Annotated in this window: 18 protein-coding genes and 1 riboswitch; of the genes, 7 read left to right on the top strand and 11 right to left on the bottom strand. The window is 71.9% G+C overall.

The genetic code is table 11. The annotated features are described in order from the left end of the window. Window positions 1-49 precede the first annotated feature (49 nt). Window positions 50-2152, top strand: a complete 2103-nt coding sequence (locus ACK1X7_RS28555) for a HelD family protein (protein WP_390793105.1) — start codon at window positions 50-52, stop codon at window positions 2150-2152. A gap of 8 nt (window positions 2153-2160) precedes the next feature. Here ACK1X7_RS28555 and ACK1X7_RS28550 read toward each other — a convergent pair whose 3' ends face one another. Together ACK1X7_RS28550 and ACK1X7_RS28545 are read right to left on the bottom strand one after the other, a co-directional pair. Further along, a complete protein-coding gene (locus ACK1X7_RS28550) occupies window positions 2161-2580 on the bottom strand; it encodes a VOC family protein (protein ID WP_385148983.1) in 420 nt (139 codons plus the stop codon). A 189-nt stretch (window positions 2581-2769) separates the two neighbouring features. Continuing rightward, window positions 2770-3498 (bottom strand): copper homeostasis protein CutC, encoded by a 729-nt coding sequence (locus ACK1X7_RS28545; RefSeq protein WP_390793106.1) that lies wholly within the window; start codon window positions 3496-3498, stop codon window positions 2770-2772. 56 nt (window positions 3499-3554) lie between these two features. Between ACK1X7_RS28545 and ACK1X7_RS28540 the strand changes: the two genes are divergently transcribed. Next, complete coding sequence (locus ACK1X7_RS28540; RefSeq protein ID WP_390793107.1) at window positions 3555-4226, top strand: HD domain-containing protein; 672 nt, start codon at window positions 3555-3557, stop codon at window positions 4224-4226. An 89-nt stretch (window positions 4227-4315) separates the two neighbouring features. Next, window positions 4316-5554, top strand: coding sequence for a Cmx/CmrA family chloramphenicol efflux MFS transporter (locus tag ACK1X7_RS28535; RefSeq protein ID WP_385148989.1), 1239 nt, complete (start codon window positions 4316-4318; stop codon window positions 5552-5554). Between the two features lie 429 nt (window positions 5555-5983). Here ACK1X7_RS28535 and ACK1X7_RS28530 read toward each other — a convergent pair whose 3' ends face one another. After that, entirely contained in the window at window positions 5984-6274 is a 291-nt protein-coding gene (locus tag ACK1X7_RS28530) for a DUF4031 domain-containing protein (RefSeq protein ID WP_413115808.1), read from the bottom strand. Continuing rightward, complete coding sequence (locus ACK1X7_RS28525) at window positions 6274-6630, bottom strand: hypothetical protein (RefSeq protein ID WP_361497253.1); 357 nt, start codon at window positions 6628-6630, stop codon at window positions 6274-6276. The genes ACK1X7_RS28530 and ACK1X7_RS28525 overlap by 1 nt, the downstream gene beginning before the upstream one ends. Before the next feature lie 171 nt (window positions 6631-6801). Here ACK1X7_RS28525 and ACK1X7_RS28520 point away from each other — a divergent pair, with 171 nt between their 5' ends. Both ACK1X7_RS28520 and murQ read left to right on the top strand, forming a co-directional pair. Beyond that, the gene (locus ACK1X7_RS28520) at window positions 6802-7740 is read left to right on the top strand and encodes a MurR/RpiR family transcriptional regulator (protein ID WP_385143378.1); all 939 of its coding nucleotides are present in this window, start codon (window positions 6802-6804) and stop codon (window positions 7738-7740) included. A 111-nt stretch (window positions 7741-7851) separates the two neighbouring features. Then, window positions 7852-8823 carry an N-acetylmuramic acid 6-phosphate etherase gene (gene murQ / locus ACK1X7_RS28515; protein WP_385143381.1) on the top strand — a complete coding sequence of 324 codons (972 nt, stop codon included), beginning with the start codon at window positions 7852-7854 and terminating at the stop codon, window positions 8821-8823. A 172-nt stretch (window positions 8824-8995) separates the two neighbouring features. Here the strand turns inward: murQ and groL are convergent, their stop codons facing one another. The 4 genes from groL to thrC form a co-directional block, all read right to left on the bottom strand. Then, window positions 8996-10621, bottom strand: a complete 1626-nt coding sequence (groL, locus tag ACK1X7_RS28510; protein ID WP_030828307.1) for a chaperonin GroEL — start codon at window positions 10619-10621, stop codon at window positions 8996-8998. Window positions 10622-11104: 483 nt separating this feature from the next. Further along, complete coding sequence (locus tag ACK1X7_RS28505; RefSeq protein ID WP_009716982.1) at window positions 11105-11311, bottom strand: cold-shock protein; 207 nt, start codon at window positions 11309-11311, stop codon at window positions 11105-11107. Between the two features lie 409 nt (window positions 11312-11720). Continuing rightward, on the bottom strand, window positions 11721-11999 hold the full coding sequence (locus tag ACK1X7_RS28500; RefSeq protein WP_059142722.1) for a MoaD/ThiS family protein: 279 nt from the start codon (window positions 11997-11999) through the stop codon (window positions 11721-11723). Then, entirely contained in the window at window positions 11996-13297 is a 1302-nt protein-coding gene (gene thrC, locus ACK1X7_RS28495) for a threonine synthase (RefSeq protein WP_385143384.1), read from the bottom strand. Before thrC ends, ACK1X7_RS28500 begins: the two co-directional genes overlap by 4 nt. Window positions 13298-13315: 18 nt before the next feature. After that, window positions 13316-13457, bottom strand: a riboswitch (SAM riboswitch). 192 nt (window positions 13458-13649) lie between these two features. Here thrC and ACK1X7_RS28490 point away from each other — a divergent pair. Beyond that, window positions 13650-14597 (top strand): glucosyl-3-phosphoglycerate synthase, encoded by a 948-nt coding sequence (locus ACK1X7_RS28490; RefSeq protein WP_385143387.1) that lies wholly within the window; start codon window positions 13650-13652, stop codon window positions 14595-14597. 102 nt (window positions 14598-14699) lie between these two features. Beyond that, a complete protein-coding gene (locus tag ACK1X7_RS28485; RefSeq protein ID WP_413115807.1) occupies window positions 14700-16154 on the top strand; it encodes an alpha,alpha-trehalose-phosphate synthase (UDP-forming) in 1455 nt (484 codons plus the stop codon). A 75-nt stretch (window positions 16155-16229) separates the two neighbouring features. Here ACK1X7_RS28485 and otsB read toward each other — a convergent pair whose 3' ends face one another. The 3 genes from otsB to ACK1X7_RS28470 form a co-directional block, all read right to left on the bottom strand. Further along, complete coding sequence (gene otsB, locus ACK1X7_RS28480; RefSeq protein WP_385143443.1) at window positions 16230-17084, bottom strand: trehalose-phosphatase; 855 nt, start codon at window positions 17082-17084, stop codon at window positions 16230-16232. Between the two features lie 90 nt (window positions 17085-17174). Next, window positions 17175-17504: a DUF3263 domain-containing protein gene (locus ACK1X7_RS28475; protein WP_385143393.1), complete on the bottom strand. Its 330-nt coding sequence runs from the start codon at window positions 17502-17504 to the stop codon at window positions 17175-17177. After that, complete coding sequence (locus tag ACK1X7_RS28470; protein WP_385143396.1) at window positions 17501-18784, bottom strand: extracellular solute-binding protein; 1284 nt, start codon at window positions 18782-18784, stop codon at window positions 17501-17503. Before ACK1X7_RS28470 ends, ACK1X7_RS28475 begins: the two co-directional genes overlap by 4 nt. Between the last annotated feature and the right edge of the window lie 139 nt (window positions 18785-18923).

The raw sequence follows: 18923 nt of genomic DNA, 5'->3' as shown, positions 1-18923 counted from the left end.
TTCGCTCTGTGCACTCGCTTGTGTGTACTCGCCCGCCGGAGGCTACGCCGTGCCCTCGCACGCCCCTGACCACGCAGATCCCCCCTCGGACCCAAACCCCCACGCAGCGGACCCCCTCGCGCGGGAGCGCGGCCATCTGACCGACTCCCGCGCCGCGCTGCGCGCCATGCGCGCCGACGTCGAGGCCCTCGACCTGAGGGACGTCGCCGCGAACTGGGTCAACGCCGCAGCCCTGCAACACCAGGTCAGCGAGCGGATCAAGGCTCTCGCCGACCTCGCCGACACCCCGCTTTTCTTCGGCCGGCTCGACTATCTGCACGCACCGGGCGCGGAGACGGCGGAGGGCGCGGACGGCGAGCGCTTCTACATCGGCCGCCGCCATGTGCACGACGCGGACGGCGACCCGATGGTCATCGACTGGCGCGCCCCCGTCTCCCAGCCCTTCTACCAGGCGTCCAAGACCGCGCCGATGGACATCGCGCTGCGCCGCCGCTTCGGCTACACGGGCGGCGAGTTGACGGCGTACGAGGACGAACGGCTCTCCGACCCCACCGAGGCCGAGCAGACCAGCAAGCTGCTCCAGTCCGAGATCGAGCGCCCGCGCGTCGGCCCGATGCGGGACATCGTCGCGACGATCCAGCCGGAGCAGGACGAGATCGTCCGCCAGGGGATCGGCGGCACCATCTGCGTCCAGGGAGCACCGGGCACCGGTAAGACGGCCGTGGGGCTGCACCGGGTGGCGTATCTGCTGTACGCGCACCGCGAGCGGCTGGCCCGCTCCGGCACCCTGGTCATCGGCCCGAACCGCTCCTTCCTCCACTACATCGAGCAGGTCCTGCCCGCCCTCGGCGAGTTGCAGGTGGCCCAGGCGACCGTCGAGGACCTGGTGACCCGCCCGGCCCTGGGCGCGGAGGCGCGGGGCACCGACTCCGCCGACGCGGCCCGGATCAAGGGCGACGCGCGGCTGGCCGAGGTGCTGCGCCGCGCCCTGCGCTCGTATGTCACCGCCCCCACCGAGCCCTGTGTGGTGGTGCGCGGTTCCCGCCGCTGGCGGGTGCCCGCGTATGAACTGGAGGAGATGGTCGAGGAGTTGCTCACCCGCGACATCCGCTACGGCGCGGCCCGCGAGGCGCTTCCGCAGCGCATCGCGCACGCCGTGCTCGTCCGGATGGAGCAGGCGGGCGAGGCGCCCGACGACCGGGTCCAGGACGCGGTCGCGCGCAACGCGGCCGTCAAGGCGGCGGTCAAGGCGGTCTGGCCGCCGGTCGACCCGGCCAAGCTGGTGCTGCGGCTGCTCTCCGACGCCGACTTCCTGGCCGAGCACGCGGCGGGCGTCCTCGACGCCGACGAGCAGAAGACCGTCCTGTGGACGAAGCCGGGGCGCGGTGTGAAGTCCGCGAAGTGGTCCCCGGCGGACCTGGTGCTGATCGACGAGGCCGCCGACCTCATCGAGCGCACCCCGTCCCTCGGGCATGTGGTCCTGGACGAGGCCCAGGACCTGTCGCCCATGCAGTACCGCGCCGTCGGCCGCCGGTGCAGCACCGGCTCCGCGACCGTGCTCGGCGACATCGCCCAGGGCACCACCCCATGGGCGACGGCCAGTTGGGAGGAGGCCCTGACCCATCTGGGCAAGGACGGGGCGGCGATCGAGGAGCTGACCCAGGGGTTCCGGGTGCCGCGCGAGGTCATCGCGTACGCCTCGCGGCTGCTGCCCGCCATCGCCCCCGGCCTGACGGAGGCCACCTCGATCCGCGAGGCGGCGGGCGACTTCTCCGTACGGGCCGTGGACCCGGCGGAGCTGGACGCGGCCGTGATCGCCGCGTGCCGCGACGCCCTGACCCACGAGGGCTCCGTCGGCCTCATCGCGGCCGACGCCCGCGTCCCGGCCCTGGCCGAGGCCCTCGACGCGGCGGGCCTGACCCATCTCTCCCCCGGCGAGGAGACCAGCGCCGAGGCCCGGCTCACCCTCGTCCCGGCGACCCTGGCCAAGGGTCTGGAGTACGACTACGTGGTGCTGGACGAACCGGCCGCGGTGGTCGACGGCGAACCGGACGAACGCACCGGGCTGCGCCGCCTGTATGTCTCCCTGACCCGTGCGGTCTCGGGGCTGACGGTCGTCCACGGGGCGGCGCTGCCGGAGCGGCTGAGCTGAGCCGACCGTTACGCCTTGGCCTCGGCGGCCTGCTGCTCGGCTCGCTTGAGGGCGTCCGGGGTGACGGGGGTGAAGAAGTTGACGAGATTGCCGTCGGGGTCCTTGAACAGCAGCGAACGGTTGCCCCAGGGCTGCGTGGTGGGCTCGTTCACGATCTCGACGTCGAACTCCTTGAGCCGCTCGTACTCGCCGTCGACATCGGCGACGCGGAACTCCACGATCACGCTCCGGTTCGCCGCGGGCCGGGGCGCCTGCTCACCGAGCCCCCGCACCGTGCGGGTGCTCGCGAGGGCGAGGGTTCCGCCGGACGTCATGAACTCGGCGAAGTCGTCCGTGTACCGCTTCGCAGTCAGGCCCGTGGCCCGCTCGTAGAAGTCGACGATCCGGGCGACGTCCTCGGTGATGATGCGGATCGAGGCGAAGTGCATGGCAAGCTCCCGTGAGGTGTTGTGTGCCGTGTGGATGACCGTACGGTCGATACCGGGCAGAACCCGCCCGGTATCGAACCCCGGTTTTCCGGGCCGGTATCCGGGCCCGGTGTGCGGGCCCAGCACTCAGCGGGAGCTTGTCGGCACAGCCGCCGCGCGGCCCCGACCCCGGCGCCGCACGGCCCGGCCTCAGGCGACCGGAACGGGCGCGTCCAGCGCCGTACGCCAACGGCCGACCGCGGCCGCGTCCACAGGCCCGGCCCATCCCGCCGGACGGGCCGCGCCACCGATGTGGAAGGCGTCGATCCCGGCGGCGCGCAGGGCGGACAGATGGTCGAGGCGCAGCCCGCCACCGGCCATGATGCGCGGCTCATAGCCCGGCGTACCGGTCCGCGCCGCCTCCTCGGCCAAGGTCGGCAGACCGTCGTCGACGCCGCGCGCGGACCCGGCGGTGAGATACGTGTCGAGGCCGGGGATGTCGGCGAGCCGCTTGCGCAGCCCGTCGCGATCCGCGGCGCGGTCGATGGCCCGGTGGAAGGTCCAGCGGCTCTCGTCCACCCCGCCGCCCGCCCGCACGACCTCGGCCAGCGCGATCACGGCGGCAAGGTCGACCCCGCCGTCGTCGGTCAGGAAGCCCAGGACGAACTCGTCCGCCCCCTCCGAGTGCAGCGCGGCCGCGGCCTGGCACAGCGCGTCGAACGCGGCGGGGTCCCCGGCCGCGAAGCCGTCGGCGGCGCGGAGCATCACCCGTACCGGCAGATCCACGGCCGAACGGACGGCGGCGAAGGTCTCACGGGAGGGGGTGAGCCCGTCGGCGGCCATGTCGGTGACCAGTTCGAGGCGGTCCGCCCCTCCGGCCTGTGCGGCGATCGCGTCCGCCGGGTTCAGGGCGATCACCTCGAGAATTGGTCTAGACATGCTCCACAGCTTGCCACACCGCGCAAGAGCGCAAACCGCTGCCCCACAATTGGCCCATGCCCGCACCCGCGCCCGCCCGCCATCCGGCCCATGACGCCCTGCTCGCGCGCTGGACGGACCTCCTCACCAGCGCCCGCGAAGCCACGGGTCCCTCTCCCCTCCCCTACGGCGAGGACCTGCTGACCCGCTGGGCCGAACCCCAGCGCCGCTACCACACCACCGATCACCTGCTCGCGGTCCTGGACCGGGTGGACGAGCTGCTCCCCCACGTCCAGGCCCCCGACCCCGCCGCCATCCGCCTCGCCGCCTGGTTCCACGACGCCGTCTACCTCCCCGACCGCTCCACCAACGAGGAACGCAGCGCCCGCCTGGCCGAACGCGCCCTCCCGGAAGCCGGCGTCCCGGAGCCCCGCGTGGCCGAAACCGTCCGCCTCGTCCTCGTCACCCGCGACCACGACCCCGCCGAAGGCGACACCAACGGCGAAGTCCTCTGCGACGCCGACCTCGCCGTACTGGCGGGCTCCCCCGCCGCCTACGGCGCCTACGCGGCGGCGGTCCGCGAGGAGTACGGCTTCGTCCCCGACGACGCCTTCCGCGAGGGCCGCGCCAATGTCCTCCGCCACCTGCTGGGCCTGTCCCGCCTCTTCCGCACCCCGCAGGCCCACGACCGCTGGGAGGCCGCCGCACGCCGCAACATGGCCACTGAGCTGGAACTGCTCGGTTCGTAACACCCGCCGTTGGCGGAATGCCGAGGTCATGCCATGGCGTTGAGCCTGGCATGCCCTCGTCTTCCCCAGCGGATTCCGCTCGCTCCCGCATGCCCTTGGCGGTCTACGTCCTCGGGCTGTCCGTCTTCGCCCTCGGCACCTCCGAGTTCATGCTGTCCGGGCTGCTGCAACCCGTCGCGCGGGACATGGGGGTGTCCATCCCCACGGCCGGGTTGCTGATATCGGCCTTCGCGATCGGGATGGTGGTCGGGGCGCCGGTGCTGGCGGCGGCCACGTTGCGGCTGCCGCGACGGACGACGCTGATGGCGCTGCTGGCGGCGTTCGGCCTCGGGCAGATCGCGGGGGCGCTGGCGCCGTCGTACGGAGTGCTGTTCGCCTCGCGGGTCGTCAGCGCGCTCGCGTGCGCCGGGTTCTGGGCGGTGGGCGCCGCGGTGGCCGTATCGCTGGTGCCGGTGAACGCGCGGGCGAAGGCGATGGCGGTGATGGTCGGCGGGCTGAGCATCGCGAACATCGCCGGGGTCCCCGCCGGGGCGCTGCTCGGGCAGCACGCGGGGTGGCGCGCCGCCTTCTGGGCGGTGGCCGGGCTGTCGGCGCTCGGGCTGGTCGGCGTCGTCGCGCTCGTACCGCGTACGGAGGTGCCGACCGGGGACGACCGGCCGCGGCTGCGGGCCGAGTTGCGCATCTACCGCGACCGGCAGGTGTGGCTGGCGCTGGCCGCCACCGCGCTGAGCGGTGGCGCGGTCTTCTGCCTGTTCTCCTACCTCGGGCCGCTGCTGACGGATGTGGCGGGGCTGGACGAGGGCTGGGTGCCGACCGTGCTCGCGCTGTTCGGGGTCGGCGCACTGCTGGGTACGGTGCTCGGCGGGCGGATCGCGGACGCGCATCTGTTCGGCACGATGCTCGGGGGCATCACCGCCTCGACGGTCGTGCTGAGCGCGCTGGCGCTGACCGCGCACAGCGCGGTCGCGGCCGTGACCTTGGCGCTGCTGCTCGGCTTCACCGCCTTCTTCACCGCGCCCGCGCTCAACGCCCGGATGTTCAACCTCGCGGGCGCCGCGCCCACGCTCGCGGGCGCGACGAACACCTCGGCCTTCAACATCGGCAACACGGTGGGCCCGTGGCTCGGCGGCCTCGTCATCGACCTGGGCTGGGGCTACCCGGCGGTCGCCTGGACGGGTGCGGCACTCGCCGGTACGGGCGTGCTGACGACGGTCGCCGCGATGCGGCTGCACCGGGCGGCCGGTGCCTCGCGCGTCATCGCCACATCGGCGACGCACTCCCCGGCGGACACGGAAGCGACCCCCGACCCGTCGCGCACAACGCACTGACCGAGCGCGACGACACCGCCCGCGCGGGGCACTCACCTTGACGCCGACGCTTTGGGCTTGAGACCCGCCATACCGCCGCGGCGCGGCCGCCCTCGGCCGCTCGGGGCACGAGCGGCAGCGCGGACGCGCCCAGACCTACGCGCGGCGAGGGCGTGGCGGCCGGTCGCACCGGGCGGCCGGTCGGCAGGGCGGGCCGCAGGCCCGCCCGCACCGGTCAGTCCGCGTCCGCGTTCGCGTTCGCGTCCGCGGCTCGCTTGGGGCGGCGGAGACCCGCGGCCTTCAGGCGGCGCACCGCCCCCAGCGCGACCGCCCTCGGCCGCTCGGGGGCACGAACGGCAGCGCGCGCAGACCTACGCGCAGCGCGGACGTGGCGGCCGGCCGCGCCGGGCGGCCGGTCGGCAGGGCGGGCCGCAGGCCCGCCCGCACCGGTCAGTCCGCGTCCGCGTTCGCGTTCGCGTTCGCGGCTCGCTTGGGGCGCCGGAGGCCCGCGGCCTTCAGGCGGCGGAGGAGTTCCTTGCTGCCGACCTCCTCCGCACCCGCCCCCACCGCCTTCGCGTACAGCTCGCTCGGCAGGTCGTAGTGGTCGCGGTCGAAGCCTCGGCGCGGGGCGCCGAGGCGGGCGGCGAAGGCGTGGAGTTCGGCGTAGGAGACATCGCTGACCAGGTGGGACCACAAGCGGCCGTGGCCCGGCCACGAGGGCGGGTCGATCAGTACGGCCATCAGAGGGTGGTGCCCAGCGATCCCACGGGCGCCACCGCGACCGCCGTCTTGCCGCAGACCCAGTGCGGGTTGGGGCCCAACTCGGGCTCCACATCGAGGGCGTGGAGGTCGCCGCCCTGGGTGCAGACGGGGCACAGCGGCCATCGGCCGTACCGTTCCAGCAGGGCGTCCTGGACGTCCTGGGCGACCAGCCCGGCCACGTATTCGACACCTTCCGGCCACTGCTCGACCCACCACCGACGGTGCGCGATCGCGTCTTCGACCAGCGAGACGATATCGGCCCGGGCGACCTCGCCCGCCGCGAGGTCGGCCAGGACCAGGGCGCGGGCCGCGTGCAGTGCGTGTTCGAGCTTCATGGGTCCCATTGTCACCTTTGCTTCCTCCTGCCGCCTGTTCGCTTCATCCTCGGTCTCGCTCCCTCTCGTCGCCGCGTCTCGCTCCCTCTCGTCGCCGCGTCTCGCTCCCTCTCGCCGCGACCCGGTGCCCGGAGGGTTGACGGGCCCTGTGGCCGGAAATAGCTTTCGCGGATGAACAGCGACCTGAAGGAAACTTTCATGCCACCACCGCAATCCGACCCCACCCCGCCCGCTCCGGCCGCCCTCGCCGCGAAGGTGCGCACGTTAGGCCCGTCCATGACCCGCTCCATGCAGCGCGTGGCCGAGGCCGTGGCGGGGGATCCGGCCGGTTGCGCGGCGCTCACCGTCACCGGGCTCGCCGAGCGGACCGGCACCAGCGAGGCCACCGTCGTCCGCACCTCCCGGCTGCTCGGCTACCCCGGATATCGCGATCTGCGCATCGCGCTCGCCGCGCTCGCCGCACACCAGGCCGCCGGGCGGGCCCCGGCCGTCACCGCGGACATCGCGGTCGACGATCCGATCGCCGACGTGGTCACCAAGCTGGCGCGGGAGGAGCAGCAGTGTCTGGCCGACACCGCCGCCGTCCTGGACACCAGCCAGGTCGAGGCCGCCGTCTCGGCGCTGGCCACGGCGCGCCGGATCGATGTGTACGGGGTGGGGGCGTCCAGCCTCGTCGGCCAGGACCTGGTCCAGAAGCTGCTGCGCATCGGGCTGATAGCCCACGCCCACGCCGATCCGCATCTCGCGGTCACCAACGCGGTCCAGTTGCACTCCGGCGACGTCGCCATCGCGATCACCCACTCCGGGCGTACGACGGACGTCATCGAGCCGCTGCGGGCGGCCTTCGAGCGCGGTGCGACCACCGTCGCGATCACCGGACGGCCGGACGGCGAGGTCGCGCAGTACGCGGACCTGGTGCTCACCACCTCCACCGCCCGGGAGAGCGAGCTGCGCCCGGCGGCCATGTCCAGCCGCACCAGCCAGCTCCTGGTGGTGGACTGCCTGTTCATAGGGGTCGCCCAGCGGACGTACGAATCGGCGGCGCCCGCCCTCTCCGCGTCGTACGAGGCCCTCGCGCACCGCCACGACCCGCGCCCCGGGCATCGCTGAGCCGGGCACCGATCATCGCTTCGCCCGGTGACCGCTCATCCAGTCACCGTCACCCCCATCCAGTGCCACCCCCACCCCCCGCCCTGACGTACCGGAAAGAGCCGCTTCGCCATGACTTCCGCCGACTTCGCAGCCGACCCCACCGACTCCGCGGCCGACCAGGACTCCACCCGGCTCCGCGCCCAGCTCGACACCCTGACCACCGAGGCGTTCCGCCCCGAACTCGCCGAGATCGACCGGCTGGAAACCCTCGAGATCGCCCGGATCATGAACGCGGAGGACGCCGGCGTCCCCACCGCCGTCGCCCGCCAGCTTCCCCGCATCGCCGCCGCCATCGACGCCATCGCCGCGCGGATGTCCCGTGGCGGCCGTCTCCTCTATACGGGCGCGGGCACCGCCGGACGGCTCGGGGTGCTGGACGCGAGCGAATGCCCGCCCACCTTCAACACCCGGCCCGAGCAGGTCGTCGGGGTGATCGCGGGCGGCCCGGACGCCGTGGTGACCTCGGTCGAGGGCGCGGAGGACAGCGCGGAGCTGGCCGCCCGGGACCTCGATCTGCTCGGGGTCGGCCCCGACGACACGGTGGTCGGCGTCTCGGCCTCCGGCCGCACCCCGTACGCCGTGGGCTCGGTCGAACACGGCCGCCGGCTCGGCGCGCTCACCGTCGGGCTGTCCTGCAACGCCGACTCGGCGCTCGCCGCCGCGGCCGACCACGGCATCGAGATCGTCGTGGGGCCGGAGCTGCTCACCGGCTCGACGCGGCTGAAGGCGGGCACCGCCCAGAAGCTGGTACTCAACATGATCTCGACCATCACCATGATCCGGTTGGGCAAGACCTTCGGAAATCTGATGGTCGACGTGCGCGCCTCCAACGACAAGCTGCGCGCCCGCTCGCGGAGGATCGTCTCCCTGGCGACCGGCGCCTCCGACCAGCGGATCGAGAGCGCGCTGGCGGCCACGGACGGCGAGGTGAAGAACGCGATCCTCACCATCCTGGGCGAGGTGGACGCCCCGACCGCCGAGAAGCTGCTCGCCGAGGCGCACGGCCATCTGCGCGCCGCCCTCGAGGCGGCCAAGGAGTAGGCCCGGATACGCCGGGCCCCGGAATCCTCACCCGCCCATCCCCAAAACACGCCATCCCCAAAACACGCCCGCCCATCCCCAAAAACGCCGTCGGGGCGGCACCCCTGGGAGAGGGTGCCGCCCCGACGTCTTGGACGGTACGACCGACCGGCGAACGAACGCGCCGAGTCGATCAGAAGTCCATGTCACCGCCCGGCATGCCGCCCGGAGCGCCCGCCGGGGCGGCCTTCTCCGGCTTGTCGGCGATGACGGCCTCGGTGGTGAGGAACAGCGCGGCGATCGACGCGGCGTTCTGGAGCGCGGAGCGCGTGACCTTGGCCGGGTCGATGATGCCCTCGGCGATCAGGTCGACGTACTCACCGGTCGCGGCGTTGAGGCCGTGGCCCGGGGTCAGGTTGCGCACCTTCTCGACCACGACGCCGCCCTCGAGACCGGCGTTGACCGCGATCTGCTTCAGCGGGGCCTCCAGGGCCAGGCGCACGGCCTGGGCACCGGTGGCCTCGTCACCGTCGAGCTCCAGCTTCTCGAAGACCGAGACGGTCTGAAGCAGGGCCACGCCACCACCGGCGACGATGCCCTCCTCGACGGCCGCCTTGGCGTTGCGCACCGCGTCCTCGATGCGGTGCTTGCGCTCCTTGAGCTCGACCTCGGTGGCGGCACCGGCCTTGATGACGGCCACGCCGCCGGCCAGCTTCGCCAGGCGCTCCTGAAGCTTCTCGCGGTCGTAGTCCGAGTCCGAGGACTCGATCTCGGCGCGGATCTGGTTGACGCGGCCCTGCACCTGGTCGGTGTCGCCGGCGCCGTCCACGATGGTGGTCTCGTCCTTGGTGACGGTGACCTTACGGGCGCGGCCGAGCAGGTCGAGACCGGCGTTCTCCAGCTTGAGGCCGACCTCCTCGGAGATGACGGTGCCACCGGTAAGGATGGCGATGTCACCGAGCATGGCCTTACGGCGGTCACCGAAGCCCGGGGCCTTGACGGCGACGGACTTGAAGGTGCCACGGATCTTGTTGACGACCAGGGTGGCCAGGGCCTCGCCCTCGACGTCCTCGGCGATGATCAGCAGCGGCTTGCCCGACTGCATGACCTTCTCGAGCAGCGGGAGGAGGTCCTTCACGCTGCTGATCTTGGAGTTGACGATCAGGATGTACGGGTCGTCGAGCGACGCCTCCATACGCTCCATGTCCGTCGCGAAGTACGGGGAGATGTAGCCCTTGTCGAAGCGCATGCCCTCGGTGAGCTCGAGCTCGAGCCCGAAGGTCTGCGACTCCTCGACGGTGATGACGCCTTCCTTGCCGACCTTGTCCATCGCCTCGGCGATGAGCTCGCCGATCTGGGTGTCGGCGGCGGAGATGGAGGCGGTGGAGGCGATCTGCTCCTTGGTCTCCACGTCCTTGGCCTGCTCGAGAAGCTGGGCGGAGACGGCCTCGACGGCCTTCTCGATACCCCGCTTGAGCGCCATCGGGTTGGCACCCGCGGCGACGTTGCGGAGGCCCTCCTTGACCAGCGCCTGGGCGAGGACGGTCGCGGTCGTCGTGCCGTCACCGGCGACGTCGTCCGTCTTCTTCGCGACCTCCTTGACCAGCTCGGCGCCGATCTTCTCGTACGCGTCCTCGAGCTCGATCTCCTTGGCGATGGAAACACCATCGTTGGTGATCGTGGGGGCGCCCCACTTCTTCTCGAGGACGACGTTGCGGCCCTTGGGGCCGAGGGTGACCTTGACGGCGTCGGCGAGCTGGTTCATCCCGCGCTCGAGGCCGCGCCGCGCCTCCTCGTCGAACGCGATGATCTTGGCCATGTGAAGTGGTCCTCCCAAGACGGGGTGGATTGCTCCGGACCGCGCTGGCGCCCGCGACGGACGGCCTGCCTGCCGTACGGTTCCTTGCCCCGTATGGCCTGGCGGGCCTCACCGACCCGGTCCTTCTGTCACTCTCAACGTCAGAGTGCTAACGCCAATGATTAGCACTCGGACCTATAGAGTGCAAGCGGCCGGAGGCCATCCTTGAGGGGTGGTGGCCGGGTGACGGGTGGGCGCAAGCGGCCGGAGGCCATCCTTGAGGGGTGGTGGCCGGGTGACGGGTGGGCGCAAGCGGCCGGAGGCCATCCTTGAGGGGTGGTGGCCGGGTGACGGGTGGGCGCAAGCGCCCGAAGAGCATCCGCCCTCGCGGACGAGGCGGTGCCAACCCCGTAACGATCAGTGCGGACATGCCGAAGGGTCCGTACCCTGGCCGGGACACGGACCCTTCGGACTGTACTGTTCAGACTGCGTCGCGTCGGCGCGTCAGCCTACGGCCACGCGGACCATGTCGGCCTGCGGGCCCTTCTGACCCTGCGAGATCTCGAACTCGACCCGCTGGCCTTCCTCGAGGGTGCGGTACCCGTCCATCTGGATCGCGCTGTAGTGGACGAACACGTCCGCACCACCGTCGACCGCGATGAAGCCGTACCCCTTCTCCGCGTTGAACCACTTGACGGTGCCCTGAGCCATTCCTAACTCCCCTATTGCTGGCCCTTGCGCAGGACCGCACTCCGCGGACCCGGGTCAGACCTCACCCCCCGGATGTGGGGGGTGTGCGCCGGAACGCGTCGACCGCCGCTGAATGTATCCGTCCCAACGCCCTCTGCAACAGGTCAATCGGACGAGAATTCTGGGCACGGCCGAACGGTTAAAAGTGAGAAATTATGTGAAGTTCGGGCAAGCCGGGCGGGACATAGGGAACCAACCCGACAAATCGCGCTCACACTTTACGCACAACTTGACGAGTTCTCATATGTGGCTCCGACCCGGGGGCCATCGGGGAATCCGGGCAACTGTATCGCGATTCCACACACGGAATCGCCCCGTCCGGTTGTCCCCGGACGGGGCGATGCCAAAGGTGAGAGGGGTGGACGCGGGGTCAGCAGCCGCCCGCGACCGCCGGGATGATCGAGATCCCGGCACCGTCCGGGGTCGCCGTGGCCAGGCCGTCGGCGAAGCGGACGTCGTCGTCGTTGACGTAGACGTTGACGAAGCGGCGGAGCTTGCCGGTGTCGTCCAGCACACGGGCCGCGATGCCCTGGTGGTTCTTCTCCAGGTCCGCCAGGACCTCGGCGAGGGTCGCGCCCTCGGCGGGGACCTCGGCCTGACCGGCGGTGTAGGTGCGCAGGATGGTCGGAATTCGGACGTTGACGCTCATGCGAGACCAGCCTCTCGGAACGAGTCAAGGGTGGGGCGGATGATGGCGGAGGGACCCGTGGTGGGGGCCACCGCGTCGAGGGTCTTGAGGCCGTCGCCGGTGTTGAGCACGACGGTCGTCAGGGACGGGTCGAGCAGACCGTCCTCGATCAGCTTCTTGGTCACGCCGACGGTCACCCCGCCCGCGGTCTCCGCGAAGATCCCCTCGGTGCGGGCGAGCAGCTTGATCGCGTCGACGATCTGCTCGTCGTTCACGTCCTCCACCGCGCCGCCCGTACGGCGGGCGATGTCCAGGACGTACGGGCCGTCCGCGGGGTTGCCGATGGCCAGCGACTTGGCGATGGTCCGCGGCTTCTGCGGCCGGACGACGTCATGGCCGGCCTTGAAGGCGGCGGAGACCGGGGAGCAGCCCTCGGCCTGGGCGCCGAAGATCTTGTAGGGCTTGTCCTCGACCAGACCGATCGAGATCAGCTCCTTCAGCCCCTTGTCGATCTTGGTGAGCTGGGAGCCGGAGGCGATCGGGATGACGATCTGGTCCGGCAGCCGCCAGCCGAGCTGCTCGCAGATCTCGTAGGCCAGGGTCTTGGAGCCCTCGCCGTAGTACGGCCGCAGATTGACGTTGACGAAGCCCCAGCCCTCGCCCGCCGGGTCGCCGATCAGCTCGCTACAGAAGCGGTTGACGTCGTCGTAGGTGCCCTCGATGCCGACCAGCTCACCGCCGTAGACCGCGGCCATGACGACCTTGCCCGCCTCCAGGTCGTGCGGGATGAAGACGCAGGAGCGGAAGCCCGCGCGGGCGGCCGCGGCGCCGACCGCGCCGGCCAGGTTGCCGGTGGAGGAGCAGGAGAGGGTGGTGAAGCCGAAGGTCCGGGCGGCCTGGACGGCGATGGCGACGACCCGGTCCTTGAAGGAGTGGGTGGGGTTCCCGGAGTCGTCCTTGATGTGCAGCTCACCGGTGACGCCGAGCTCACGGGCGAGGTTGTCGGCCTTGACGAGCTGGGTGAAACCGGGGTGCAGGCTGGGCAGGTCCGCCACGTCCGCCGGGACGGGCAGCAGCGGGGCATAGCGCCAGATGCTGTTCGGACCGGCCTCGATGCGCCGCCGCAGCTCCTCCGGGTCACCGGCCGGCAGCTCGTACGCGACCTCGAGCGGCCCGAAACAGACCTCACACGCGAAGATCGGGCCGAGATCGAACCGCTCACCGCACTCCCGGCAGGACAATGCGATGGCGGGACCGAAGGCACCGGGGGCGTCGGAGGCGGAGGAAGTGGTTGAGCTTTCTACTGACTGCACAGCCATGGATGGCGAGGCCCTTTCTCCTCATCTTCCTCGCGACGCATTTCGCCACGAGACGGAATTGGCACCTTCCCGAGCCGGGAGCCTCGCTGCGGAATGCGAGATCGGCTGGAGGGTTGCCGGGGCTTCAACGGGCCGTTCCCTCTGCCCCTCTGGATGAGCGGTATGGCACCGGGCGGACCCGGGCGTTTGTCCGCACGGCATCGTCACGGGCTTCCTTGGTAAACACCGAGGTCGACCCCGACATACGACGGTCATGTGCGTTGTTCAAGACTGTAACCGACGGCCCGGATGGTTGAGCTAGCCGTCCGAAGCGCGAGATGGATCACAGCGACCACGGCAGGGAGAGACACAGGTGCTGGATGAGGTGGAGCGCTGGCTGAAGCACCGCTCCTGGTCGGCCGGCGACCGGCCGCTGGACCGCCTGCTGGACGCGAAACGGGGCTCGGCGACGACCCTGAGCGTGGTCCTGCCCGCCCTGAACGAAGAGGCCACGGTCGGCGAGATCGCCGCGACCATCCGCCGGGAGCTGATGGGCGAGTCGGCGCCGCTGGTGGACGAGCTGGTGGTGGTGGACTCCGGCTCGACGGACCGCACCGCCGAGGTCGCCGCGGCGGCGGGCGCCACCGTCGTCCCCCGCGACTCGCTGCTCCCCCGGCTGCCCGCGCTGCCCGGCAAGGGCGAGGTGCTGTGGCGCTCCCTGCTGGCCACGAGCGGCGACATCATCTGCTTCATCGACGCCGACCTGCGGGAATTCGATCCGCGCTTCGTCTCGGGGATCGTCGGTCCGCTGCTGACCGACCCCACGCTGCACCTGGTGAAGGGCATGTACGACCGCCCGCTCGGCGATGTGGCGGGCCAGGGCGGCCGGGTCACCGAGCTGGTCGCCCGCCCGCTGCTGAATCTGCACTGGCCCCAGTTGGCCGGGTTCGTCCAGCCGCTGGGCGGTGAGTACGCGGCGCGCCGCACGCTGCTGGAGCGGCTGCCCTTCCCGGTCGGCTACGGGGTCGAGCTGGGGCTGCTGGTCGACGCGCTGCACACGGTGGGTCTCGACGCGCTCGGCCAGGTGGACATCGGGGTGCGCAAACACCGCCACCAGGACGGGCTGGCGCTCGGCCGGATGGCGGCCGCGATCTACCGCACCGCGCAGTTGCGGCTGGCCCGGGGCCATTTGGTGCGGCCGCGGCTGACCCAGTTCGACCGGGGCGAGACCGGCTTCGAGCCGCGCACCACGGCCGTGGACACCGAGGAGCGGCCGCCGATGATCGAGATACCGGAGTACGCGGAGCGGCGCGCGGCGTGACCCACCCGGGTGGCACGGGACAGCGGCGCCGACCCATAGCGCCTACGGGGCAAGAAACCGTACGTACGTTTGCGCGGGGTCGCGGCTGGCTAGGCTCGCGACATGGCAGTTCCGCGCACCGCCCCGATCCTGGTCGCGTCCAACCGCGGCCCGGTCTCGTACACCCTGGGCGAGGACGGCTCGCTCACCGCCCGGCGCGGCGGTGGCGGGCTGGTCTCCGGCCTCAGCGCCATCGGCCCGGACGCGAACGCGGTGTGGGTGTGCGCGGCGCTCGGGGAGGGTGACCGCGAGGCGGCCCGGCGCGCCGGGGACAGCCATCTGAACCCCGGTGACACCGGCGGCCAGCAGGTGCGGATGCTCGATATCGCGCCGCATGTCTTCGCCGCCGCGTACAACGGCGTCGCCAATTCGGTGCTGTGGTTCGTCCACCATCTGCTCTACCAGACCCCGGTCGAGCCGGTCTTCGACGCGGAGTTCGCCGACCAGTGGGCGGCCTACGAGTGCTATAACGCGGCCTTCGCGGACGCGCTCGCCGAGGAGGCGGTGGACGAGGCCGTCGTCCTGGTGCAGGACTACCACCTGGCGCTGGTGCCCGCGATGCTCCGCGAGCGCCGCCCCGATCTGCGGATCGGTCATTTCTCGCACACCCCCTGGGCCCCGCCGGACTACTACCGGCTGCTGCCGGACGATGTCGCGGCGGGTGTGCTGCGCGGCATCCTCGGCGGTGACCGCGCCGCGTTCCTCACCGAGCGCTGGGCCGGGGCCTTCGCCGACTGCTGCGCGGCCGTGCTGGGCGCGGAGATCGTCCGGGACGGCGATGGCACGGCGACGGCCGTGCGCTTCGAGGGGCGGGAGACCCGGCTGGGCGTCCACGGCCTCGGCGCGGACGCGGACTTCCTGCGGCAGCGGTCCCGGCAGGCCGATGTGGACGAGCGGCTGGCCAGTCTGCGGGCGCAGATCGGACCGGACCGGAAGTCGATCGTCCGGGTGGACCGCACCGAGCTGTCCAAGAACATCGTGCGCGGGCTGCTGGCCTACCGGCGGCTGTTGGAGACCCACCCCGAGTGGCGGGAGCGCGTGGTGCATGTGGCCTTCGCCTACCCCTCCCGCCAGGACCTCGCGGTCTACCGCGACTACACCGAGCGGGTGCGACGGCTCGCGGACGAGATCAACGCCGAGTACGGCACGGACGGCTGGACCCCGGTCGCCCTGCATGTGAAGGACGACTTCGCACGGTCGCTGGCCGCCTACCGGCTGGCGGACGTGGCGCTGGTCAACCCCATCCGGGACGGGATGAACCTGGTGGCCAAGGAGGTCCCGGTGGTCTCCGAGCGGGGATGCGCGCTGGTGCTGTCGCGGGAGGCGGGGGCGTACGCCGAGCTGGGCGACGACGCGCTGGTGGTCAACCCGTACGACGTGGAGGCCACGGCCCGTGCGCTGGACGAGGCGCTGCGCATGAGCGACGGCGAGCGCGCGGACCGTACGAAGCGGCTCGCCGCCGCCGCGACCGCGCTGCCGCCCCAGGCGTGGTTCCTGGCGCAGTTGCGGGCGCTGTAGGGGCGCGGGTTTCGCGGCGGTGGCGGACTTCCGAGCCACTGACCCACGAGATGACGGGCGCGGTCCGGGCAGGCGCTACGAGGCGCCGGCGCCGCTGACCGCGTCGGCCAGGGACGACAGCAGCTCCACCACGCCCGCCGGGCCGTCGGCCACCAGATCGGCCCGCTTGGCGAGTTCGGTCACCTCCGTGCTGCCGCTGCACACCAGCACCCCCGGCACACCCTCCTCGCGCAGCCGCTCCACCGCCGCGAACGCGGCCAGGTCGCCCAGGTCGTCGCCCGCGTAGAGCACGGCTTCCGCGCCCGTCCGCCGTACGTACTCGGTGAGCGCGACGCCCTTGTCCATGCCCGGCGGCCGCAGCTCCAGCACCAGCCGGCCGGGCTCGACGATCAGCCCATGGCGCTCGGCCAGGGCGTGCAGCGGCGCGCGCAGCAGCTCGAACGTGGCCTGCGGGTCCTCGGCGCGGCGGGTGTGGACGGCGACGGCGCGGCCCTTGTCCTCGAGCCAGGTGCCCCGCGCGGCGCCGTACTCCTCGAGGACGGCGGGGAGTTCGGCCTGGACGGCGGCGACGCCGGGGTGCGGCTCCGGTGCCTGGACGGCGCCGCTCGCCGCGTCCCAGCGCTCGGCGCCGTAGAGACCGAGGACGACGAGCCCGTCCAGCCCCTTCGCCCCGGCGAGGCCGCCGTACCGGACGGCGACCTCGGCCGGACGGCCGGTGATCACCGCGGCGGAGCGCAGCCGCGGGGCCAGCCGGGAGAGCGCGGGGACGGCGCCGGGGTGGGCGCGGGCCTGGTCGGGGTCGGGGACGATCTCGGCGAGGGTGCCGTCGAAGTCGAGTCCGACGACGGCGCGGCCGGGCCGTTCGAGGAGGGCGGCGAGGCCCTCGCGGCCGGCGGCGGTGGTAGGTACGGGGAGGGGGTGACTGCCCATGGCGCTGCCCATGGCGGTGACCCTACCGGACCCGGCGGCAGCACGGGTCTCCCCCGGGCGTCCCGCCGGTGAACCCTCCCCCGACAGACCTCAGCGCCGTTCGCGGCGCTCGTCCCTGACCCGCCGCAGCCGGTTGACGGTCACCGGGTCGTGCTCCAGGGCCCTGGGGTCGTCCAACAGCGCGTTCAGCAACTGGTAGTAGCGGGTCGGGGAGATGCCCAGCCGCTCCCGTATCGCCCGCTCCTTGGCTCCGGGGCCCGGCCAGCCGCGTCGCTCCACGGCGAGCACGGCCACGTCGCGGTCGGACAGCCCGTCACCCGGGCCCGGGTCCCGCTCCCGGCCCCCGTCCTGCTCCCCGCCCTCGTCGGCGGGGCCGGCAGGGTCGTCGGAGGGGCCGGGGCCGGGCGTGTCCACTGTCATGCCCCCGCATTCTCCATGGCGTCGGCCTCGCGCTGGATCTGGCCCAGCACGCTCGTCGGGTCGCCGCCCTTGGCCACGATCGAGCCGATCTTCTGCTTGAACAGCTTGCTGACCTCCGCCCAGGAGGTCTTGTCGGCCGGGTAGAACTCGGCGCTCTCCAGCTCGTCGAGGAACCGCCACAGCCGCTTGTACTGACGGTCGCCGAGCATCGTCTGCTCGACGGCGGTGGTCACCGGCAGCAGGTCGTACTCGGTGACGAAGTCCAGCACGTTCTGCTCGGTGTAGACGAAGTCGAGGAACTTCCCGATCTGCGTGCGGTGGCCGTTCTGCTTGAAGGCCATCAGCCAGTCGGCGACGCCCATCGTCGACGGGGACTTGCCCCTGCGGCCGGGCAGTGGCGCGGTGCCGTAGCTGATGCCGTGGCCGGACGCCTGCTGCATCAGGGTCGGGTGGCCGTTGAGCATGCCGACCTCGCCGCGGGTGAAGGCGTCGAAGGCGTCCTGCCGGTTGGTGCGGGCCGGGGAGCGGGGGCCGGTGAGGTCCGCGCCGACCAGTTCGTCCCGCAGCCATTCGAAGGTCTCGATGTTCGCGGAGGAGTCGATGGTGTAGCTGCCGTTGGTGTCGGTGTAGCCGCCACCGCCGCTGAGCATCCACATCATGGTCTCGGCCTGGCACTCCTCGGGGCCGAGCGGCAGCGCGTAGGGGATCTTCACCCCGTCGGCCTTGAGCCGGACGGCCGCCGCCTTGAGCTCGTCCCAGCTCGTGGGGGCGGAGGAGATACCGGCCTGGTCGAAGAGCTTCTTGTTGTAGAAGAGCAGCCGGGCGCTGGCCACGAACGGCACCCCGTACTGCACCCGCCGCACCTCGCCCGCATGGGCGATCGAGGTGATGAAACCGGCCTGGGTGGGGATGGCGAGCATCTCGTCGGCGCGGTAGAGCTTGCCCTGCGCGGCGTAGTCGGCGTACGCGCCGATCTGCGCTATATCCGGGGCCTGACCGTTCTTGACCATCTCGGCGACGCGGCGGTCCACTTCGGTCCAGCTATAGACCTTGACGTCGACCTTGATGCCGCTGTTCTTGGCCTCGAAGGCCCGGACCAGCTTGTCCCAGTACTTCTGGGAGCTGTTCGCGGTGCTGTCGCCGTAGTCGGCCGCGACCACCTTCAACGTGGCGTCGCCGTGCGAGCCGGAGCTGTCGCTGCCACAGGCCGTGAGCCCCGGTGTCGTCGCCACCGCCGCGACACCCGCCGTTGTCAGACCCAAGAACCGTCGCCGCTGCACCGCTGTTTTCCCACCCTATGGCTTGTTTCATCCTCCAGGGTCCTCCCCCGAGGTCGAGCGAGTCTGCCTTGCAAACCTCCACAAGGTCTACACCATGGGCATATCGCTTCGGTATCGGAGGCCCACTTGCCCAGGTGAG

It is taken from the genome of Streptomyces sp. CY-1, from assembly GCF_047218265.1.
Taxonomy (GTDB): Bacteria; Actinomycetota; Actinomycetes; order Streptomycetales; family Streptomycetaceae; genus Streptomyces; species Streptomyces niphimycinicus.
The sequence above is the reverse complement of the archived record's forward strand: the minus strand, read 5'-3'. Positions and strand labels throughout refer to the sequence as shown.

What these genes read in the sequence shown, in the direction of transcription:
- ACK1X7_RS28550 (WP_385148983.1), bottom strand. Translation starts at nt 2,580, where the DNA reads ATGCACTTCGCCTCGATCCGCATCATCACCGAGGACGTCGCCCGGATC.
- ACK1X7_RS28545 (WP_390793106.1), bottom strand. Translation starts at nt 3,498, where the DNA reads ATGTCTAGACCAATTCTCGAGGTGATCGCCCTGAACCCGGCGGACGCG.
- ACK1X7_RS28540 (WP_390793107.1), top strand. Translation starts at nt 3,555, where the DNA reads ATGCCCGCACCCGCGCCCGCCCGCCATCCGGCCCATGACGCCCTGCTC.
- ACK1X7_RS28535 (WP_385148989.1), top strand. Translation starts at nt 4,316, where the DNA reads ATGCCCTTGGCGGTCTACGTCCTCGGGCTGTCCGTCTTCGCCCTCGGC.
- ACK1X7_RS28530 (WP_413115808.1), bottom strand. Translation starts at nt 6,274, where the DNA reads ATGGCCGTACTGATCGACCCGCCCTCGTGGCCGGGCCACGGCCGCTTG.
- ACK1X7_RS28525 (WP_361497253.1), bottom strand. Translation starts at nt 6,630, where the DNA reads ATGAAGCTCGAACACGCACTGCACGCGGCCCGCGCCCTGGTCCTGGCC.
- ACK1X7_RS28520 (WP_385143378.1), top strand. Translation starts at nt 6,802, where the DNA reads ATGAACAGCGACCTGAAGGAAACTTTCATGCCACCACCGCAATCCGAC.
- murQ (WP_385143381.1), top strand. Translation starts at nt 7,852, where the DNA reads ATGACTTCCGCCGACTTCGCAGCCGACCCCACCGACTCCGCGGCCGAC.
- groL (WP_030828307.1), bottom strand. Translation starts at nt 10,621, where the DNA reads ATGGCCAAGATCATCGCGTTCGACGAGGAGGCGCGGCGCGGCCTCGAG.
- ACK1X7_RS28505 (WP_009716982.1), bottom strand. Translation starts at nt 11,311, where the DNA reads ATGGCTCAGGGCACCGTCAAGTGGTTCAACGCGGAGAAGGGGTACGGC.
- ACK1X7_RS28500 (WP_059142722.1), bottom strand. Translation starts at nt 11,999, where the DNA reads ATGAGCGTCAACGTCCGAATTCCGACCATCCTGCGCACCTACACCGCC.
- thrC (WP_385143384.1), bottom strand. Translation starts at nt 13,297, where the DNA reads ATGGCTGTGCAGTCAGTAGAAAGCTCAACCACTTCCTCCGCCTCCGAC.
- ACK1X7_RS28485 (WP_413115807.1), top strand. Translation starts at nt 14,700, where the DNA reads ATGGCAGTTCCGCGCACCGCCCCGATCCTGGTCGCGTCCAACCGCGGC.
- otsB (WP_385143443.1), bottom strand. Translation starts at nt 17,084, where the DNA reads ATGGGCAGTCACCCCCTCCCCGTACCTACCACCGCCGCCGGCCGCGAG.
- ACK1X7_RS28475 (WP_385143393.1), bottom strand. Translation starts at nt 17,504, where the DNA reads ATGACAGTGGACACGCCCGGCCCCGGCCCCTCCGACGACCCTGCCGGC.